The 17,423-nt window shown below is 73.3% G+C and carries 14 protein-coding genes; 6 read left to right on the forward strand and 8 right to left on the reverse strand.

The features are described from left to right. Positions 1-15 precede the first annotated feature (15 nt). From SM577_RS08455 to SM577_RS08465, 3 genes are all read left to right on the forward strand, one after another. Positions 16-1,302, forward strand: a complete 1,287-nt coding sequence (locus SM577_RS08455; RefSeq protein ID WP_474586610.1) for a nicotinate phosphoribosyltransferase — start codon at positions 16-18, stop codon at positions 1,300-1,302. A gap of 45 nt (positions 1,303-1,347) precedes the next feature. Next, the gene (locus SM577_RS08460) at positions 1,348-1,929 is read left to right on the forward strand and encodes an isochorismatase family protein (RefSeq protein ID WP_302917934.1); all 582 of its coding nucleotides are present in this window, start codon (positions 1,348-1,350) and stop codon (positions 1,927-1,929) included. Between the two features lie 65 nt (positions 1,930-1,994). Next, positions 1,995-3,221: an MFS transporter gene (locus SM577_RS08465; RefSeq protein ID WP_474586611.1), complete on the forward strand. Its 1,227-nt coding sequence runs from the start codon at positions 1,995-1,997 to the stop codon at positions 3,219-3,221. Positions 3,222-4,116: 895 nt separating this feature from the next. Here the strand turns inward: SM577_RS08465 and ctaD are convergent. Both ctaD and SM577_RS08475 read right to left on the reverse strand, forming a co-directional pair. Further along, complete coding sequence (ctaD, locus tag SM577_RS08470; RefSeq protein ID WP_302917936.1) at positions 4,117-5,877, reverse strand: aa3-type cytochrome oxidase subunit I; 1,761 nt, start codon at positions 5,875-5,877, stop codon at positions 4,117-4,119. A gap of 177 nt (positions 5,878-6,054) precedes the next feature. Further along, positions 6,055-7,161: an FAD-dependent monooxygenase gene (locus SM577_RS08475; protein WP_302917937.1), complete on the reverse strand. Its 1,107-nt coding sequence runs from the start codon at positions 7,159-7,161 to the stop codon at positions 6,055-6,057. A 307-nt stretch (positions 7,162-7,468) separates the two neighbouring features. Between SM577_RS08475 and SM577_RS08480 the strand changes: the two genes are divergently transcribed. Next, positions 7,469-8,605 (forward strand): glycoside hydrolase family 12 protein, encoded by a 1,137-nt coding sequence (locus tag SM577_RS08480; protein WP_474586612.1) that lies wholly within the window; start codon positions 7,469-7,471, stop codon positions 8,603-8,605. 59 nt (positions 8,606-8,664) lie between these two features. Here the strand turns inward: SM577_RS08480 and SM577_RS08485 are convergent, their stop codons facing one another. The 3 genes from SM577_RS08485 to SM577_RS08495 all read right to left on the reverse strand — a co-directional run bounded on the left by SM577_RS08485 (position 8,665) and on the right by SM577_RS08495 (position 10,782). Continuing rightward, positions 8,665-9,627 carry a golvesin C-terminal-like domain-containing protein gene (locus tag SM577_RS08485; RefSeq protein WP_302917939.1) on the reverse strand — a complete coding sequence of 321 codons (963 nt, stop codon included), beginning with the start codon at positions 9,625-9,627 and terminating at the stop codon, positions 8,665-8,667. Continuing rightward, positions 9,627-9,794 (reverse strand): hypothetical protein, encoded by a 168-nt coding sequence (locus SM577_RS08490; RefSeq protein ID WP_302917940.1) that lies wholly within the window; start codon positions 9,792-9,794, stop codon positions 9,627-9,629. Before SM577_RS08490 ends, SM577_RS08485 begins: the two co-directional genes overlap by 1 nt. Positions 9,795-9,996: 202 nt before the next feature. Continuing rightward, on the reverse strand, positions 9,997-10,782 hold the full coding sequence (locus tag SM577_RS08495; RefSeq protein ID WP_302917941.1) for an aldo/keto reductase: 786 nt from the start codon (positions 10,780-10,782) through the stop codon (positions 9,997-9,999). A gap of 118 nt (positions 10,783-10,900) precedes the next feature. On the opposite strand from SM577_RS08495, the gene SM577_RS08500 reads away from it, so the two are divergent. Both SM577_RS08500 and SM577_RS08505 read left to right on the forward strand, forming a co-directional pair. Beyond that, on the forward strand, positions 10,901-11,950 hold the full coding sequence (locus SM577_RS08500) for a DNA polymerase ligase N-terminal domain-containing protein (RefSeq protein WP_302917942.1): 1,050 nt from the start codon (positions 10,901-10,903) through the stop codon (positions 11,948-11,950). A 16-nt stretch (positions 11,951-11,966) separates the two neighbouring features. After that, positions 11,967-13,157: a threonine synthase gene (locus tag SM577_RS08505; protein WP_474580520.1), complete on the forward strand. Its 1,191-nt coding sequence runs from the start codon at positions 11,967-11,969 to the stop codon at positions 13,155-13,157. A 75-nt stretch (positions 13,158-13,232) separates the two neighbouring features. On the opposite strand, the gene SM577_RS08510 is transcribed toward SM577_RS08505, so the two are convergent. The 3 genes from SM577_RS08510 to SM577_RS08520 form a co-directional block, all read right to left on the reverse strand. Further along, entirely contained in the window at positions 13,233-14,609 is a 1,377-nt protein-coding gene (locus SM577_RS08510; RefSeq protein WP_302917944.1) for a pectate lyase, read from the reverse strand. Between the two features lie 236 nt (positions 14,610-14,845). Beyond that, positions 14,846-16,642, reverse strand: a complete 1,797-nt coding sequence (locus SM577_RS08515; protein ID WP_474586613.1) for a glycoside hydrolase family 15 protein — start codon at positions 16,640-16,642, stop codon at positions 14,846-14,848. 237 nt (positions 16,643-16,879) lie between these two features. Then, positions 16,880-17,272 (reverse strand): cupin domain-containing protein, encoded by a 393-nt coding sequence (locus SM577_RS08520; RefSeq protein WP_109901079.1) that lies wholly within the window; start codon positions 17,270-17,272, stop codon positions 16,880-16,882. Positions 17,273-17,423 lie beyond the last annotated feature (151 nt).

Below are 17,423 nucleotides of genomic sequence, written 5' to 3' on the forward strand. Positions count from 1 at the left end.
CTCTAGGCTGGGGCGGTGAGCACCCTTCGCCCCGCGCTGCTGACCGACCACTACGAGCTGACCATGATCAGCGCCGCGCTGCGCGACGGCACCGCCGACCGCCGCTGCGTCTTCGAGGTGTTCACCCGGCGGCTGCCCACCGGCCGCCGCTACGGCGTGGTCGCCGGCACCGGCCGGCTGGTCGAGCTGATCCGCGACTTCCGCTTCGACGCCGACGAGGTCGACTTCCTGCGCCGCACCGGGGTGGTCGACGAGCAGGCCGCCGCCTGGCTGCGCGACTACCGCTTCACCGGCGACGTGCACGGCTACGCCGAGGGCGAGCTCTTCTTCCCCGGCTCGCCGATCCTCACCGTCTCCGGCGGCTTCGCCGAGTGCGTGGTGCTGGAGACGCTGGTGCTCTCGGTGCTCAACCACGACTGCGCGGTCGCGGCGGCGGCCGCCCGGATGGTCACCGCGGCCCGCGGCCGCACCCTGATCGAGATGGGCTCGCGCCGGGCACACGAGGAGGCGGCGGTCGCCGCCGCCCGGGCCGCGTACCTGGCCGGCTTCCGGTTCACCTCCAACCTGGCCGCCGGCCAGCGGTACGGCATCCCCACCGCGGGCACCGCGGCGCACGCGTTCACCCTGCTGCACGACGACGAGCGGGCCGCGTTCGCCTCGCAGGTCGCCACGCTGGGCAAGGACACCACGCTGCTGGTCGACACGTACGACATCACCCAGGGCATCCGCAACGCGATCGCCGTGGCCGGGCCGGAGCTGCGGGCGGTCCGGATCGACTCCGGCGACCTGGCCGTGATCGCGCAGCAGTCCCGGGAGCTGCTCGACTCGCTCGGCGCCACCGAGACGAAGATCATCGTCTCCGGTGACCTGGACGAGTACTCGATCGCCGCGCTCGCCGCCGAGCCGGTCGACATGTACGGGGCGGGCACCTCGGTGGTGACCGGCTCCGGCGCGCCGACCGCCGGCCTGGTCTACAAGCTGGTCGAGGTCGACGGCCGGGCGGTGGTGAAGCGCTCCGAGCAGAAGGCCACCATCGGCGGCCGGAAGGTGGCCGTCCGCCGGCACAAGCCGACCGGCACCGCCACCGAGGAGGTCATCGTCCCGCAGGGCGAGCCGGACCGGCAACCGAACGACCGGCTGCTGCAACGGCCACTGCTCACCGGAGGCGAGCCGGTCGAGCTGCCGACCCTGGACGAATCGCGGGAGCACCTGCGGCAGTGCCTGATCTCCATACCCTGGGAGGGGTTGAAGCTCTCCGCGGGCGACCCGGCCGTGCCGGTCACCGTCGTCCCCGCGAGCTGAGCCGGCCAGTCGTACCGCGGACCGAACCGAGGAGAGGAGCACCCGGTGGGCAAGGCGCTGATCATCGTCGACGTGCAGAACGACTTCTGCGAGGGCGGGTCGTTGGCGGTCCAGGGCGGGGCCGGGGTGGCGGCCGGGGTCACCCGGCTGCTCGCCGAGGAGCCGGACCGCTGGGACCACGTGGTGGCGACCAAGGACTACCACGTCGACCCGGGCGCGCACTTCGGCGATCCGCCGGACTTCGTGGACTCGTGGCCGCGGCACTGCGTGGTGGGCACCCCGGGCTCGGAGTTCCACCCCGACCTGGCCACCGACCGGGTCGAGGCGATCTTCCACAAGGGCGAGCACGCGGCCGCGTACTCGGGCTTCGAGGGGCACACCGACTCCGGCGAGTGCCTGGCCGACTGGCTGCGCCGGCACGGGGTCGACACGGTGGAGCTGGTCGGGATCGCCACCGACCACTGCGTGCGGGCCACCGCGCTGGACGCCGCCGAGGAGGGCTTCCACACCACCGTGCTGCTGGACCTGACCGCCGGGGTGGCCCCGGACACCACCGACGTGGCGCTGCGGTCCCTGGAGGGCGCCGGGGTCAACCTGCGCGGAAAGCCTGTGATCAGGGCCGCATGAGGCGGTAATCGGTTGGCGGGTGTCGTACCCCCGGTCGAGGATGTCCGGCGGAGGTACGGACCGTCGTGAACCTTAAGCCTTACCGGGAGGCACTCGCCCTGCCCGGACTCCGGTCGCTGCTGCTGGTGGCGGTGCTCGCGCGCGTCCCGCTCACCGCGACCGGGATCACCCTGACCTTCTACGTCGTGCAGGACCTCGGGTGGGGGTACGGCGCGGCGGGCCTGGTCGGCGCGGCGATCACCGTGGGGGCGGCGATCGGCGGCCCGCTGCTCGGCCGGCTGGTGGACCGCCGCGGCCTGCGGCCGGTGCTGGTGCTGACCGGGGTCGCCGAGGCGGTCTTCTGGTCCACGGCACCGCTGCTGTCGTACCCGCTGCTGCTGCCCGCCGCCTTCGTGGCCGGGGCGCTGGCCCTGCCGATCTTCTCGGTGATCCGGCAGTCCATCGCCGCGCTGGTCCCGGCGGAGCGGCGCCGCCCGGCCTACGCGCTGGACTCGATGTCCGTCGAGCTGTCGTTCATGGTCGGCCCGGCGCTGGCCACCGCGGCCGTCGCGACGATCTCCGCCCGCACCACCCTCTACCTCGTCGGCGCCGGGATCGTCGCCGCGGGCATCGGGCTCTGGCTGCAGAACCCGCCGATCCGGGCCGCCAGCGAGGCCACCGGGCCACGGGTGCGCGTCCCCCGGCGGGAGTGGCTCACCCCGCGGATGCTCGCCGTCCTGGCGGTGAGCACGGCCGGCACGCTGGTGCTGGGCGGCACCGACGTGGCGGTGATCGCGGTGCTCCGGGAGAGCGGCGAGGTCGGCTGGACGGGTGCGGTGCTGGCCATGTGGGCGGTCGCCTCGCTGGTCGGCGGCTTCGCGTACGGCGCGGCCAGCCGCTCGGTCTCCCCGCTGGCGCTGATGGCCGCGCTCAGCCTGTTCACCATCCCGATCGGGCTGGGCGGCGCGCACTGGTGGCTGCTCGGCCTGGCGCTGATCCCGGCCGGCCTGCTCTGCGCCCCCACCATCGCGGCCACCTCGGACGCGGTGAGCCGGCTCGCGCCGGCGGCGGTCCGGGGCGAGGCGATGGGCCTGCACGGCTCGGCGGTCACCGTCGGCATCGCGGTCGGCGCCCCGCTGGCCGGCGCGGTCATCGACGCGCAGGCCCCGTGGTGGGGCTTCGCGGTCACCGGCGCGATCGGCGCACTGGTGGCGCTGGTGGTGCTCCCGATCGAACTGCGCCGCCGCCGGGCGGTGGCGCTGTCGGTGCCGGACGCCCCGGAAGCCGAACTCGCCCCGGCCACCGCCGGCTGACCCCCGGCCGGTGCCGGCTGACCCCCGGCCGGTGCCGGCGATGCTCCGGCCGGCCACCGGCTCCGGCCGGCGACCGGCTCCGGCCGGCGACCGGCTCCGCAACCCGGCCGCCGGTCTTCCGCACCGACCTGGCCGGGGAGCGGCGCCCACCGCGCCACCGCCGGACGCCGGCCCGGGTCTCGTCGCCGGTGGCGGGGTGATCGGCTCGGTGTGCGGCAGGTCAGGGTGGTGACGTGCCGGTGACAGCCCGACATGCCGCACACCGAGTGGATCTCACGCGGCCCGGCCTCGGATGACCCACGGGTGCCGTGGCGCAGGGCGAGCGTGGCGCCGCCGGCGTCCGGTCAGGTAGCGCCGGTGGGACGCGGGCTGCCGGGCGGCCCACCAGGCGTCCGGCGTGCGGAACCCTTGATCGACTCCAGATCGCCGAGGTGGCGGCATCCCGGCGAGCTGGATGCCCCCATATCGCCGATGCGGAGTCGATCTCCGCCCGGTCCGGCCCGATCCGACGTCCGAGGGCCCACCGGGACACCCGGCCCGCACCCCGACCCGCCGCAACTCGAAAAACCGGGCCACCATCCCCGGGGCGGAAGAGGCCGAAGGCCGACCGGACCGCGCCGGCGCCCGCACACCCGCGACGGCCCGGCCGACGAGGACGGGCGGTCCGGACCGACCAGGGCGGGCGGCCGGGGCGGACCTGGGGCGGGCGGTCCGGACCGACCAGGGCGGGCGACCGGGACCGACGAGGAGGGGCGGTCCGGACCGACCCGGGCGGGTGGCCGGGACCGACGAGGAGGGGCGGTCCGGACCGACCAGGGCGGGTGGCCGGGGCGGGAACGGCGACGGGCGCCGTCCCCGGGTGGGGAGCGGCGCCCGTCGTCCGTGGAGCTGAGGGTCAGTTGCGGTCGACGTCGCTGGCGACGTCCTCCCGGTAGCTGGCCCCGCCGTCCGACTCGCTGGTCAGCGGCTTGGCGCCGCCCTCGGGCGGGCCGGCCAGGCTCTGGCCACCGGCGGCCAGCTCGGGGAACTTCAGGTCGAACGCCGGCCGCTCGGAGCGGATCCGGGGCATCCGGTCGAAGTTGCGCAGCGGCGGCGGCGAGGTGGTCGCCCACTCCAGGGAGTTGCCGTGGCCCCAGGGGTCGTCGACCTCGACGACCGGGCCGGCCTTGTACGACTTCCAGCAGTTGTAGATGAACGGCAGCGTCGAGATACCGGTGATGAACGCGCCGATCGTCGAGATCATGTTCAGCGTGGTGAAGCCGTCGCTGGGCAGGTAGTCGGCGTACCGGCGGGGCATGCCCTCGCTGCCCAGCCAGTGCTGCACCAGGAAGGTGGTGTGGAAGCCGATCATGGTGAGCCAGAAGTGCACCTTGCCCAGCCGCTCGTCGAGCATCCGGCCGAACATCTTGGGGAACCAGAAGTAGATGCCGGCGAAGACCGCGAACACGATGGTGCCGAAGAGCACGTAGTGGAAGTGCGCCACCACGAAGTAGTTGTCGTGCAGGTGGAAGTCCAGCGGCGGGCTGGCCAGCAGCACGCCGGTGAGGCCGCCGAAGAGGAACGTCACCAGGAAGCCGATCGAGAAGAGCATCGGCGACTCGAAGCTGATCTGGCCGCGCCACATGGTGCCGATCCAGTTGAAGAACTTCATACCGGTGGGCACGGCGATCAGGTAGCTCAGGAAGCTGAAGAAGGGCAGCAGCACCTGGCCGGTGGCGAACATGTGGTGCGCCCAGACGCTCATCGACAGACCGGCGATGGCGATGGTCGCGGCGACCAGGCCCTTGTAGCCGAAGATCGGCTTACGGGAGAAGACCGGGATGATCTCGCTGATGATGCCGAAGAACGGCAGCGCGATGATGTACACCTCGGGGTGGCCGAAGAACCAGAAGAGGTGCTGCCAGAGCATCGGCCCGCCGGTCGCCGGGTCGTAGACGTGGGCGCCCAGCAGCCGGTCCGCGGCGAGCGCGAAGAGCGCGGCGGCCAGCAGCGGGAAGACCAGGATCACCAGGAGGCTGGTGATCAGGATGTTCCACGTGAAGATCGGCATCCGGAACATGGTCATGCCGGGCGCGCGCAGGGTGAGGATCGTGGTGATCATGTTCACCGCGCCGAGGATGGTGCCCAGACCGGAGATCGCCAGACCCATCACCCACATGTTGGCGCCGACGCCGGGCGAGTGCTCCACGCTGCTCAGCGGGGTGTACGCGGTCCAGCCGAAGTCGGCGGCGCCACCCGGGGTGAGGAAGCCGGCGGTGGCCATCGTGCCGCCGAACAGGTACAGCCAGTACGCGAAGCTGTTCAGCCGCGGGAACGAGACGTCCGGGGCGCCGATCTGGATCGGCACGACGTAGTTGGCGAAGGCGAACACGATCGGCGTCGCGAAGAACAGCAGCATGATCGTGCCGTGCATGGTGAAGAGCTGGTTGTACTGCTCGGGCGACAGGAACTGCAGCCCGGGCCGGGCCAGCTCGGCCCGCATGAACAGGGCCATCAGGCCACCGATCATGAAGAACACGAACGCGGTGACCATGTACATGATCCCGATCTGCTTCGCGTCCGTGGTACGCAGCAGCCGCGCGATGGCCGAACCCCTGACCGGCGCTCGGACCGGCCAGGGCCGGGTCACGACCGGCTTGGGTGCGACGGTGGTCACGAGTGGCCTCCGGTTCTGGGTTGTCCCGCTCGGCACGCGCTGTTGTCTGCGAGCCGTCATCCGCAAGGAGGATAGTCCCCGGCAGGTGGCAGCGCCGCGTGGGGTGGGCGGGTACCCTCCGCCACCCGGCCCGGCGACCGGCCACCGGCCGGCGTCCCGGTCCGCTGCGTCGATCCGTTACAGCGGGCCGAGCAGCAGCCGGTAGTGCTCGCCGAAGATGCGGCCGCCGCGGCCGCGCAGCAGCGGGTCGCGCAGCGCCGGCGGGACGTCCCGGGTCCGGTTGCGGTCCCGGGTCCGGTCCCGCACCCATCGGGTACGCGGCCGCCGGCGACTCTCGTACGCGGTCAGCGCGGCGTCGACGCTGCCGGCCGCGCCGAGCGACTCGGCGAGCACCACGGCGTCCTCCAGTGCCATCGCGGCGCCCTGGGACAGCGTCGGCGCGGTGGCGTGCGCGGCGTCGCCGACCAGCAGCACCCGGCCCCGGGACCAGCGCCCCAGCTCGACCTCGTCGGTGATCCCGACGTGCACGTGCTCCAGCGAGTCCAGCACCTCCGGCACCGGCCCGCCGTAGGAGCCGAAGAGTTCGCGCAGCCGCGCCACCGGGTCGGCCGGCGGCTCGGTGCCGGTCTCGTCGGCGTAGCAGTGCAGCCGTCCGGCGCCGATCGGCACCACCAGGAAGCCGGCCCGCTGCCCGAGCAGCGCTGTCCACTCGGCGACCGGGGGGCCGTCGCGGACCACTGCCCGGTATACCACCTGCCCGGTGGGGCGCGGCGGACCGCCGAGGGCGGCCAGGGTGCGGATCGACGAGCGCGGGCCGTCCGCGCCGATCAGCAGGTCGTACTCGGTGCTGGTGCCGTCGACGAAGGTGACGCCGACCGCGTCCGGCAGCAGGTCGATGGTGCGCACCTCGGCGCCGTGCCGGACGGCGCCACCGGCCCCGGTGAGCAGCACCCGGTGCAGTTCGCCCCGGGGCAGCGCCCGGCACTCGCCGACGCCGGCCCAGAGCGCGTCGAGGTCGACCTCGCAGAGCGGGGCCCCGGCGGCGTCGAGGAACCGCTGCCGGTGGATGACCTGGCCGAGCGGGCGGACCGGGCCGTCGAGGTCGAGCCGGCGCAGCGCGCGGGCGGCGTTGCCGGGCAGGTAGAGGCCGGTGTCGGTGAGCTCGCCCGGGGGCAGCTTCTCGGTGACGTCGGGCCGGAAGCCCGCCATCCGCAGCGCCCGGGCCACGGCCAGACCGGCGATGCCCGCGCCGACGACGAGGATGCGCAGGGGAGAGCCACCCATGGTGGTGTACGCCTCCGGAGGGGTTCGGCACGCGTTGGAGGCAAGACACTACTCGGCGCTACCGACTCGCACCAGAGTCAAATCGGTCCACGCGTGACACTCGTCGGCGACGGCACCCCGGTCGGCCGGCGGATCGCCGCCGACCGCGCGGTCCCAGCGTGACAAACCTCACCTTCTACTCCAATACCGCAGCGCCATTGCGCCGGAGTTTCAGAGGTGTAAATGTGTCGACGAAGCGTGGGAGCGCTCCCGTCCGGGTTTCCGTCCGACATGTCCGGCGTCCATGCGCCGTATGCCAAGGAGCATCATGAAACGTCCACTCCGGGCCCTCGCGGCGGCCGGCCTGCTCGCCGCCGGGTCGATCGTCGCCGTGGCCCTCGGCGGCACCGCCTCCGCCGACACCCAGATCTGCGAGCAGTACGGCTCCACCACCATCCAGGGCCGGTACGTGGTGCAGAACAACCGCTGGGGCACCACCGCCCAGCAGTGCATCAACGTCACCGACACCGGCTTCGAGATCACCACGCAGAACGGCAGCAACCCCACCAACGGCGCGCCCACCGCGTACCCGTCGGTCTACCTGGGCTGCCACTACACCAACTGCTCCCCCGGCACCAACCTGCCGATCCAGGTGAGCCAGATCAGCAGCGCCACCAGCAGCATCACCTACCGGTACGTCAGCGGCGCCACCTACAACGCCTCGTACGACATCTGGCTGGACCCGACGCCCAAGCGGGACGGGGTGAACCAGATGGAGATCATGATCTGGCTCAACCGGCAGGGCTCCATCCAGCCCATCGGTTCGCCGGTCGGCACCGCCACGCTGGCCGGCCGGACCTGGGAGGTCTGGCGGGGCAGCAACGGTTCCAACAACGTGATCTCGTACGTGGCGCCGTCGGCGATCAGCAGCCTGAACTTCAGCGTGCTCGACTTCATCAACGACGTCCGCAACCGGGGCGCGATCACCAACTCCTGGTACCTGACCAGCATCCAGGCCGGCTTCGAGCCCTGGCAGGGCGGCGTCGGGCTGGCGGTGACCTCGTTCTCGGCGGCGGTCAACGGCGGTGGCAACCCGACCACGCCGCCGCCGACCACTCCCCCGCCGACCACGCCGCCGCCCGGCGGCTCGGGGTGCGCGGTGAAGTACACGCCCAACTCGTGGAACAACGGGTTCACCGCCGACGTGCAGATCACCAACACCGGGTCGAGCGCGATCAACGGCTGGACGCTGACCTACGCGCTACCCGCCGGGCAGCAGGTGACCAGCGCCTGGAACGCCACGGTGGGCCAGAGCGGGTCGACGGTGACCGCGCGGAACCTGAGCTGGAACGGCTCGATCGCGCCGGGCGGCACGGCGAGCTTCGGCTACCAGGGGACGCTGAGCGGGTCGTACTCCTCGCCCACCAGCTTCTCCCTCAACGGGGTCGCCTGCTCCCGTAGCTGACGACCGGCCGGTGGCGGCCCGGCCCGCGCGAGCGCGCCGGGCCGCCACCCGCGCCGGGTTCAGACCCGGGTGAGCCGGACGGCGTCGGCGATGATCAGGCCGGCGGCCGAACTCCAGCGGCTCACCGCGACCCGGTTGGCGTCGCCGGCCGGCAGCGAGAACGTGCCCAGCGTCCGCCACTGCCCACCGGTCGCCCGCTGGTCGACGGTGACGGTCTGGTTCCCGCTCGACGTGGCGATGATGTACGGGGTCGCGGAGTTGTAGCCGGCGTTCGCCGGCCACCAGGCCTCGACCCGGTAGCTGCCGGCCGCCGGGACGTTGAACTTGTACCAGGCGGCGTCGCTGGCCAGGACCGGGTCGGCGAAGCGGTAGTCGGCGCCGTAGCGCTGCCCCGAGTACGACGACGTACCCCAGTTGGTGCTGGCGGTGAACCGGCCGGCGGTGGCGTTGTCCACGATCGAGGACCAGACTGGGCCGCCGGCCATCTTGGCGGCCACGTCGGCCCGCATCACGTTCAGGTCGATGAAGGACGGGTCGATCTTGCCGGTGGTGCTGGTCTCCCGGTGGCCCCGGGCGTAGCTGGAGTCCTTGCCGAGCCGCTTCAGCACCGCGGCGGTGGCGGCCACCGACGCGTTGTACTGCGCCGCGGTCATCTCCTGGTTGACGCCGTTGTAGTCGATCTCCCAGCCGATCAGCATCGTGTTGCCGTCGCCGGCCGGGATGGGCCCGCTGGCCCGGGCGGTGCCGGCGTGGTTGCAGCGACCGGCGGAGATGACGTGGAAGACGCCGTGGTAGTCGACCAGCGCCTGGCAGAGCGGGCCGGGCAGGTCGGACCGGCCGTTGATGCAGATGTTCAGCGCCGGGTGCGGGTTGCTGGCGCTGGAGGTGGCCGCGGTGTGGTGCCAGAGCACGCCGATCGGGTCGAAGGAGCCGGGGCGCATCCGGTTGAGCCAGTCGCCCTCGACGACGACCTGGACGCCGGCCGAGCGCAGCACGTCCACCAGCCAGGGAATGGTGGCCATCAGGACTCCCCGAGCAGGTCGGCGAGGCACTCGGGCTTCGGCGCGGCGAGCGGCGCGGCACTCGCCGCGGCGGGACGGACGGCGACGGCGGTCAGCGCGCCGGCCACCAGGGCCGGGATGCCGAGCAGACCTCGGCGCCGCAGACGGACGGATCGGGACGTGACCATGGCGCTCCTTCAGCGGGGCGGAGGGGTACGACGGATCGACGATCGTCGTGACGGGCACGGTATATCGTCACGAGCGTCTATGTCGATACCCTTCATCGCCATTGCTTCGGCTGAAGGAAATTGGCAAGAAGCGGGCGCCGGCGGCCCGGGTCCGCGCCGCGGGTCGGGTCCTACGGCAACCGCGCGGCCGCGACCGGGCCGGTCAGGTGCCGCCCAGCGCGTCGATGTCGCGCATCTCCTCGGCGGTGAGCGCGAACTGGAAGACGTCGGCGTTGGCCCGGATCCGCTCCGGCGTCACCGACTTCGGGATCACCACGATCTCGTGGTCGATGTGCCAGCGGAGCACCACCTGGGCCGGCGAGACGCCGTGCGCCCCGGCGATCCGGGTGAGCACCGGATCGGACAGGTCGCTCCGCTTGAACGGGCTGTAGCCCTCCAGCACCACACCCCGGTCGCGGTGCTCGATGTGCCGTTGCCGGTCGTAGAGGAAGGGGCTCCAGGGGATCTGGTTGACGGCCGGGTTCTCCTCGGTGGCCTGGATCAGCTCGTCGATCTGCGCGGTGCTGTAGTTGCTCACCCCCACCGCGCGGGCCAACCCCTCGTCGCGGGCGGCCAGCAGCTCCCGCCAGACCGGGATGCTGTCCGCCGGGTTCGACGGCGGCCAGTGCACCAGCCACAGGTCGACGTGGTCGGTGCCGAGCGCGCGCAGGCTCGCCTCGATGGTCTCCCGCTCCCGACCCACCCGCTCCGGCGGGAGCTTCGTGGTGAGGAAGACGTCCTCGCGGCGCAGCCCGCTCTCCTGCACCGCCCGGCCGACCTCTTCCTCGTTGCCGTACATGGTGGCGGTGTCGATGTGCCGGTAGCCGGCGTCGAGCGCGGCCAGCACGGCGTCGTAGCCGGCCTTGCCGGTGGCCTGCCAGGTGCCGAAGCCGAGCAGCGGCATCCGCACCTCGCCGGGCAGCGGAACGGTGGGCTGATCGAGATCCATGCCGACGGTTCTACCCGTGATCGCCCGCGACATGCCCGGAAACCGGGCATCCGGGTCGTCGGCGGCGGGTCGGCACCGGCGTCCGGCGGCCCGGGCCGGATTGCCGGAGAATGCGGGTGTGGCCGACCGGCTGGAGGAGTACCGGCGCAAGCGGGACGCGGCACGCACCCCGGAGCCGGTGCCGCGGCGCGCCCCCCGGCGGAAGAAGCCGACCGGCGACACCGCCCGCTTCGTCATCCAGCAGCACCACGCCCGCAGCCTGCACTGGGACCTGCGGCTGGAGCACGAAGGGGTGCTCGCCTCCTGGGCGGTGCCGCGCGGCCTGCCCCGGGAGCCCGGCCGCAACCACCTCGCCGTGCACACCGAGGACCACCCGATGGAGTACCTCACCTTCCACGGTGAGATCCCGGCCGGCGAGTACGGCGGCGGCCGGATGACCATCCACGACCGGGGCACGTACCGCGCCGAGAAGTGGCACGACGACGAGGTGATCGTCGTGCTCGACGGCGAGCGCACCAGCGGCCGGTACGTCCTCTTCGCCACCGGCGGCAAGGCGGGCCGCGACTGGATGGTCCGGCGCACCGACCCGGCCCCGGAGGGCTGGACCAGCATGCCGGAGCTGGTCCGCCCGATGCTCCCCAGCCCGGGCGGGAAGCTGCCCCGGGACGAGCACGAGTGGGGCTACGAGCTGCGCTGGGACGGGGTGCGAGCGGTCGCGTACGTCTCCGGCGGGCGGCTGCGGCTGCTATCCGAGACCGACGAGGAGATCACCGGGACGTACCCCTGGCTGCGGGACATGGCCGAGGAGCTGGCCCCCACCGAGGCCGTGCTGGACGGGGTGCTGGTGCGCATCGACCGCGCCGGGCGGGTCCGGCCGGCGCGCGGCGGCCGGGCCACCGCGGACGCCCAGTACCTGATCTTCGACCTGCTCTGGCTGGAGGGGGTGGGCAGCGTCGAGCTGCCGTACGCCCAACGCCGGGAGCTGCTCGACGGTCTGGCGCTGACCGGAGCGCACTGGCAGACTCCGCCCTGGTTTCCCGGCACCGGCGCCGAGGCCCTGCGGACCGCGCGCGAGCAGGGGCTGCCCGGGGTGGTGGCCAAGCGACTCGACTCGGTCTACGAGCCAGGCCGACGCAGCCGGCGCTGGCTGAGCATCGACACCAGCTGAGACGGCGAGGAGCGACGTGTACCTGACCCATCTGGAGTGCCCACGCTGCGGCCGGGAACACGACGCCGGCAAGCCGCGCAACCTCTGCGACTGCGGGTCACCGGTGCTGGCCCGCTACGACCTGGCAGCGGTGGCCGAGGTGGTCACCCCGGAACGGTTCGGGCTGCGCCCGGCCGACCTGTGGCGCTACCGCGAGCTGCTGCCGGTGGCCGACCCGCGGCACGTGACCACGCTGGGCGAGGGCTGGACGCCGCTGCTGCGCGCTCCGGCGTACGGGGCGGAGATCGGCATTCCCGAGCTGCTGGTCAAGGACGAGGGGCTGACCCCGACCGGGTCGTTCAAGGCGCGCGGCGCGGCGGTCGGCGTGAGCCGGGCCCGGGAGCTGGGCGTGGAGCGGATCGCCATGCCGACCAACGGCAACGCGGGCGCCGCCTGGGCGACCTACGCCGCGCGGGCCGGGCTGCGCGCGACGGTGGTCATGCCGGTGGACGCGCCGGTCGTCTGCCGGCGCGAGTGCGTGGCCGCCGGCGCCGACCTGCGCCTGGTCGACGGGCTGATCAGCGACGCCGGCCGGCTGGTCGCCGAGCTGGTGGCGAGCTCGGCGGGCGCGGTGTTCGACGCGGGCACGCTGCGCGAGCCGTACCGGCTCGAGGGCAAGAAGACCATGGGGTACGAGATCGTCGAGCAGCTCGGCTGGCAGGCGCCCGACGTGATCATCTATCCGACCGGCGGCGGGGTGGGGCTGATCGGCATCCACAAGGCGCTGCACGAGCTGCGCGAGCTGGGCTGGATCGGTGACCGGCTGCCCCGGCTGGTGGCCGTCCAGTCGACCGGGTGCGCACCGATCGTCCGGGCCTTCGCCGCCGGGGAGGAACGCGCCCAGCCCTGGGCGGACGCGAAAACGGTGGCGTTCGGCATCACCGTGCCGGCCCCGCTGGGCGACGAACTGATCCTGGCCGCGCTGCGGGCCAGCGGCGGCACCGCGGTGGCGGTCGAGGACGCCGAGATCCTGGCCGACCTGCGGGACTTCGCCGCCCGGGAGGGGCTGCTGCTCTGCCCGGAGGGCGCCGCCTGCCTGACCGCCGCCCGGCAGTTGCGGGCCGGCGGCTGGATCCGGGCCGGCGAGCGGGTGGTGGTGCTCAACACCGGCGCCGGCCTGAAGTACCCGGAGACGGTGGACGTGACCGGGGTGCCGGTGCTGGCCTGACCCGCCCGCACCGGGCGAGCCTGCCGGCGCCGGTGGCCCCGCGGGCCGGTGGGGTCCGCGGGGCCGTCGGGGCGGTCAGCGGTACGTGATGTCGGAGCTGGCGTAGAAGCAGTTGACCCCGTCGGCGCCCTCGCCGATCTTGGTCGGTTCGTCGCCCTTGGGTACGCCGATGTACTTCTCGCAGATCACGGTCCGCCGGTCCGGGTCGTTGAGGATGGTGATCCGGCTGAACCGGGCGGTGTCGCCCCAGTTGGTGTTGATGCCGGCGAGCACCTTGGTGGAGGTGGCGGTGACGTTGTCCATCACCACGTGCCGCTGGTACGAGGTGGAGCAGTTGCCGCAGGCCCGGTAGAGCTTGCCGGCGTTCTCCACCCGGAAGTTGCGGATGTGGACGGTGCCCGAACCGTTGTGCTGGAAGACCTTGTCGGAGGCGGACCGGGCGCCGCCGCCGTCGACGGTGTAGGTGGTGCCGCCGCGGAAGGTGGCCGCGTCCTCGCCGACGTCCTCCCACCAGACGTTGACCAGCGTGCAGTTGCCCTCGCAGTGCACCCCGTCGCCGGCCGGGGCGCCGATGACGACGTTGCGCAGGGTGGCCCCGGCCGCGAGCACGAACATCGGGTCCTGGCTCTCGCTCTGCCCGCCGTCGCCGATGCCGTAGTACCGGCGCAGGCCGCCGTCGAAGGTGCCCGAGACCCGGATCGTGGCGTCCACCTTCACACTGCCGGTCGGCGTCGGCCAGCCGGCCGGCGGGGGCGTGGTGGGCGGGGGTGTGGTCGGCGGGGGCGTGGTCGGCGGGGCGGTGGTCCCCGGCGGGGTGGTCGGCGTCGAGCCGCCGGAGCTGTCCACCGTGACGTCGTCGAAGCTGCCGCTGGCGTACGCGGTGACCAGGCCGATCCGGCCGGCGCCGACCAGGCCGTTGCTGCCGGCGGCGATCTGGGTGCCGTTGACGAAGCCCCGGATGGTGCTGCCGCTGGCCTCGATCCGCAGCGTGTACCAGGTGCCGGCGCTGACCCCGATCGACGCCGAGCCGATCGCGGCGATCTGGCTGCCGTTGACCGCCTGGAGTTCGGCGCGGCCGTTGCCGAGCAGGGCCAACCGGTACATCTTGGTGCTGCCGCTGGCCCGCGCCGCCAGGCCCACCAGGGCGCTGGACGAACCGAAGCCGCCCGGCCGTACCCGGGCCTGCACCTGGTAGTCGGTCCAGCCGGTCTGGCCGGCGAAGAGGCGGGCCAGTTCGCTGGCCGCGTTGGACTGGTGCACGGCGCCGTCGGTGACCGCCCAGGTGCCGCCGGACTTGGACCAGCCGGCGGTGTCGCCGTCGCTGAAGCTGTCGGTGAAGACGGTGGCCGCGAAGGCCGAGGTGGTCATGCCGGCGGCGAGGGCGGCCACGGTCGCCCCGGCGCCCACGGCGAGCAGCAGTGCCCGCCGGCGAGTGCGGTGTCTGGATTGCACGGGGTCCTCCTGGGATGCAGGTGGTGGTGCCCCACGGGGTGGCACGGCGCAGGGGGAACCGGCGCGCGGTGCCGCGGCCTGGGGGATCGGATGGTCCCGCCGGAGGCCCGGACTCCGGAGGGGACGAACGGGATTAAAAGCCTTCTTAAAGGGCTTTCCCGTACTCGAAAGGCTAGGACCGGCCAGACACGAGCGTCAATGGATTGCGCTTGCAGGTCTGTTGCAGGATTTCCGCGTCACTCGCCGGTCGGCTCGGTGAGCCGCCAGGCCGCGTTGATCAGGCCGATGTGCGAGAGCGCCTGCGGGGTGTTGCCCAGCTGCGCGCCGTCGCGCAGGTCGATCTGCTCGCTGAGCAGGCCCACGTCGTTGGCGTGCCCGACGACCTGCTCGAACAACCGCCGGGCGCGCTCCCGCTCGCCGGCCATCGCCAGGCACTCCACCAGCCAGAACGAACAGAGCAGGAAGCCCGCCGGCTCGCCGGCCCAGCGCCGCACCAGCCCGTCGGCGGTGCCCAGTTCCCGCTCCACCGCCTCGATGGTGGCGCGCATCCGCGGGTCGGCCGCCGGCAGGAAACGCACCACCGGCAGGTAGAGCGCCGAGGCGCCCAGCTCGGTGGAGCCGAAGAACGCGGTGTACGCGCCGACCTCGTCGTTCCAGCCCTCGCGCAGCACGGTGGCCCGGATCTCGTCCCGGACCGCGGCCCACCGCCGCGGGTCGGCGCGCTCGCCGAGCCGGGGCGCCAGCGCCACCGCCTTGTCCATCGCCGCCCAGCAGAGCACCTTCGACGACAGGTAGTGCCGCTCGACCTCGCGGGTCTCCCACATCCCCCGGTCGGGCAGGTGCCAGGTGGTGGCCACCTGCTCGGCCAGCCCGAGCACCATCTCGCGCAGCTCCTTCTCGAAGCTGGTGCCGAGGTAGTCGCGCAGCTGCCAGGTCGCCAGGATCACCTCGCCCGGCACGTCGAGCTGGCGTTGCCGCCAGGCGTCGTTGCCGACGCTCACCGGCCGGCTGCCGGCGTAGCCCGGCAGGTGCGCAAGCTCGTGCTCGGAGAGGTCCCGCTCCCCGGCCAGGCCGAACATCACCGGCACCGGCATCTGGCCGACCTGGCCGATCGAGCGGGCCACCCAGGCGAAGAGCCGGGACGTCTCGTGCGGGCAGGCGGCCACCCAGAAGGCGCGCAGGGTCATCGCGAAGTCGCGCAGCCAGGAGAGGCGGTAGTCGTAGTTGCGGTCGCCGCCCAGCTCTTCGGGGAGCGAGGTGGTCAGCGCCGCGGCCACCGCGCCACTGCGGCTGTACGTCAGCCCGGTCAGCACCGTGGCGCTGTGCCGGACCAGGTCGGCGTACTCGCCCGGGTAGTGGTGCGACTCCCGGTACGCCTCCCAGGCCTGCACCGTCTCGGCGAGCGCGACGACCGGGTCCAGCCGGGCCGGCGGATCACCGTACGCGTGCCCGTACGCCAGGTCGAAGCCGACCACGTCCCCGGCGGAGACCGCGAACTCGTGCCGGACCCGGTCCTGCCCGGCGCGCAGCGGCAGGCCCTCGGCGCGCAGCGTCAGCGTCACCGAGCCGCAGGCCGCCAGCACCGCGCCGTCCGGCTGGTCGTGCAGGTACGGGGTCAGCAGCCCGTAGTCCGGCCGGGGGCAGAACTCCAGCTCCATCGGCACCCGGCCGCTGAGCCCCTCGACCACCCGCAGCAGCACCCCGGGCGAGTTCATGCCCAGCTCGTGCCCCCGGGCACCGAATTCGGCGGCCAGCGCGTCGGTCACCGCCACGCTGCCCTCGGGGGTGTGGTGCACGGTGCGCAGCACCAGGGTGTCCGGTCGGTAGGAGCGCTCCACCCGGTGCCCGGGCCGGCCGGCGGCGACCGGCGCCAGGAGCCAGTGCCCGGCCCGGGGGCCCAGGATCCGGCCGAAGACCGAGGCGGCGTCGAACCGGTCCGGGCACCACCAGTCGATCGAGCCGTTCCGGCCGACCAGCGCGCCGGAGCGGCAGTCGGACAGGAAGCCGTAGTCGGAGATCGCCGGCTGGTCCACCCGCTGCGGGTACCCGGATCGGCCCGCCTCAGACCGGGCGCCCGGCCCGGCCGGATCCGACGGCACGGCCCAGCCCGGCCCGGCCGGCCGGATCGGGCGGCCCAGCCCGACCCGGCCCGCGGCCGGACCCGGGTGCGAGCCGCCGGGCTGGTCACCCCTCGTCGGGCGGCCGGGTGCCGGCGGCGGGTGCGGGGCCGGCGGCGCCCGCCGGCCCGGTCGGTCCCGCCGCTGCCCGGGTCAGGAGGTGGGCGGCTCGTCCTCGCCGGCGGCCTCCGCCGCGTCCGCCTCCTCCTTGGTGCGGTGCACCGCCTGGTCGGCGTGCTCCGGCGGGCCGTAGACGGTGTAGAGGACCAGCGGGTTCGGCCCGGTGTTGACGAAGTTGTGCTTCGTGCCGGCCGGCACCACCACCAGGTCGCCCTGGACGACCTCGCGCTTCTCCCCGGCGACCCGGGCCTCGCCGGTGCCGCTGACGAAGGTCAGGATCTGGTCGATGTCCTCGTGGACCTCCTCGCCGATCTCACCGCCCGGCGGGATGGTCATGATCACCAACTGGGTGTGCGTACCGGTCCACAGCACCCGCCGGAAGTCCGGGCTCTTCTCGGCGACGGTCGCGATCGTGAAATGCTCCATGTCGGGCTCATACCCGGTCCGGCCCCGCGTCACGCCGGGACTGGCAGATGGTGGAATTTGCCACCCCATCGAGGTTTGACTCCATCGAGGACGGGGATCGAGACCCAGACCGGTGCGACACGGCCGGTCGAGCCAGGTCCCCGCTGACGTA

The organism is Micromonospora desertarenae (assembly GCF_056150265.1).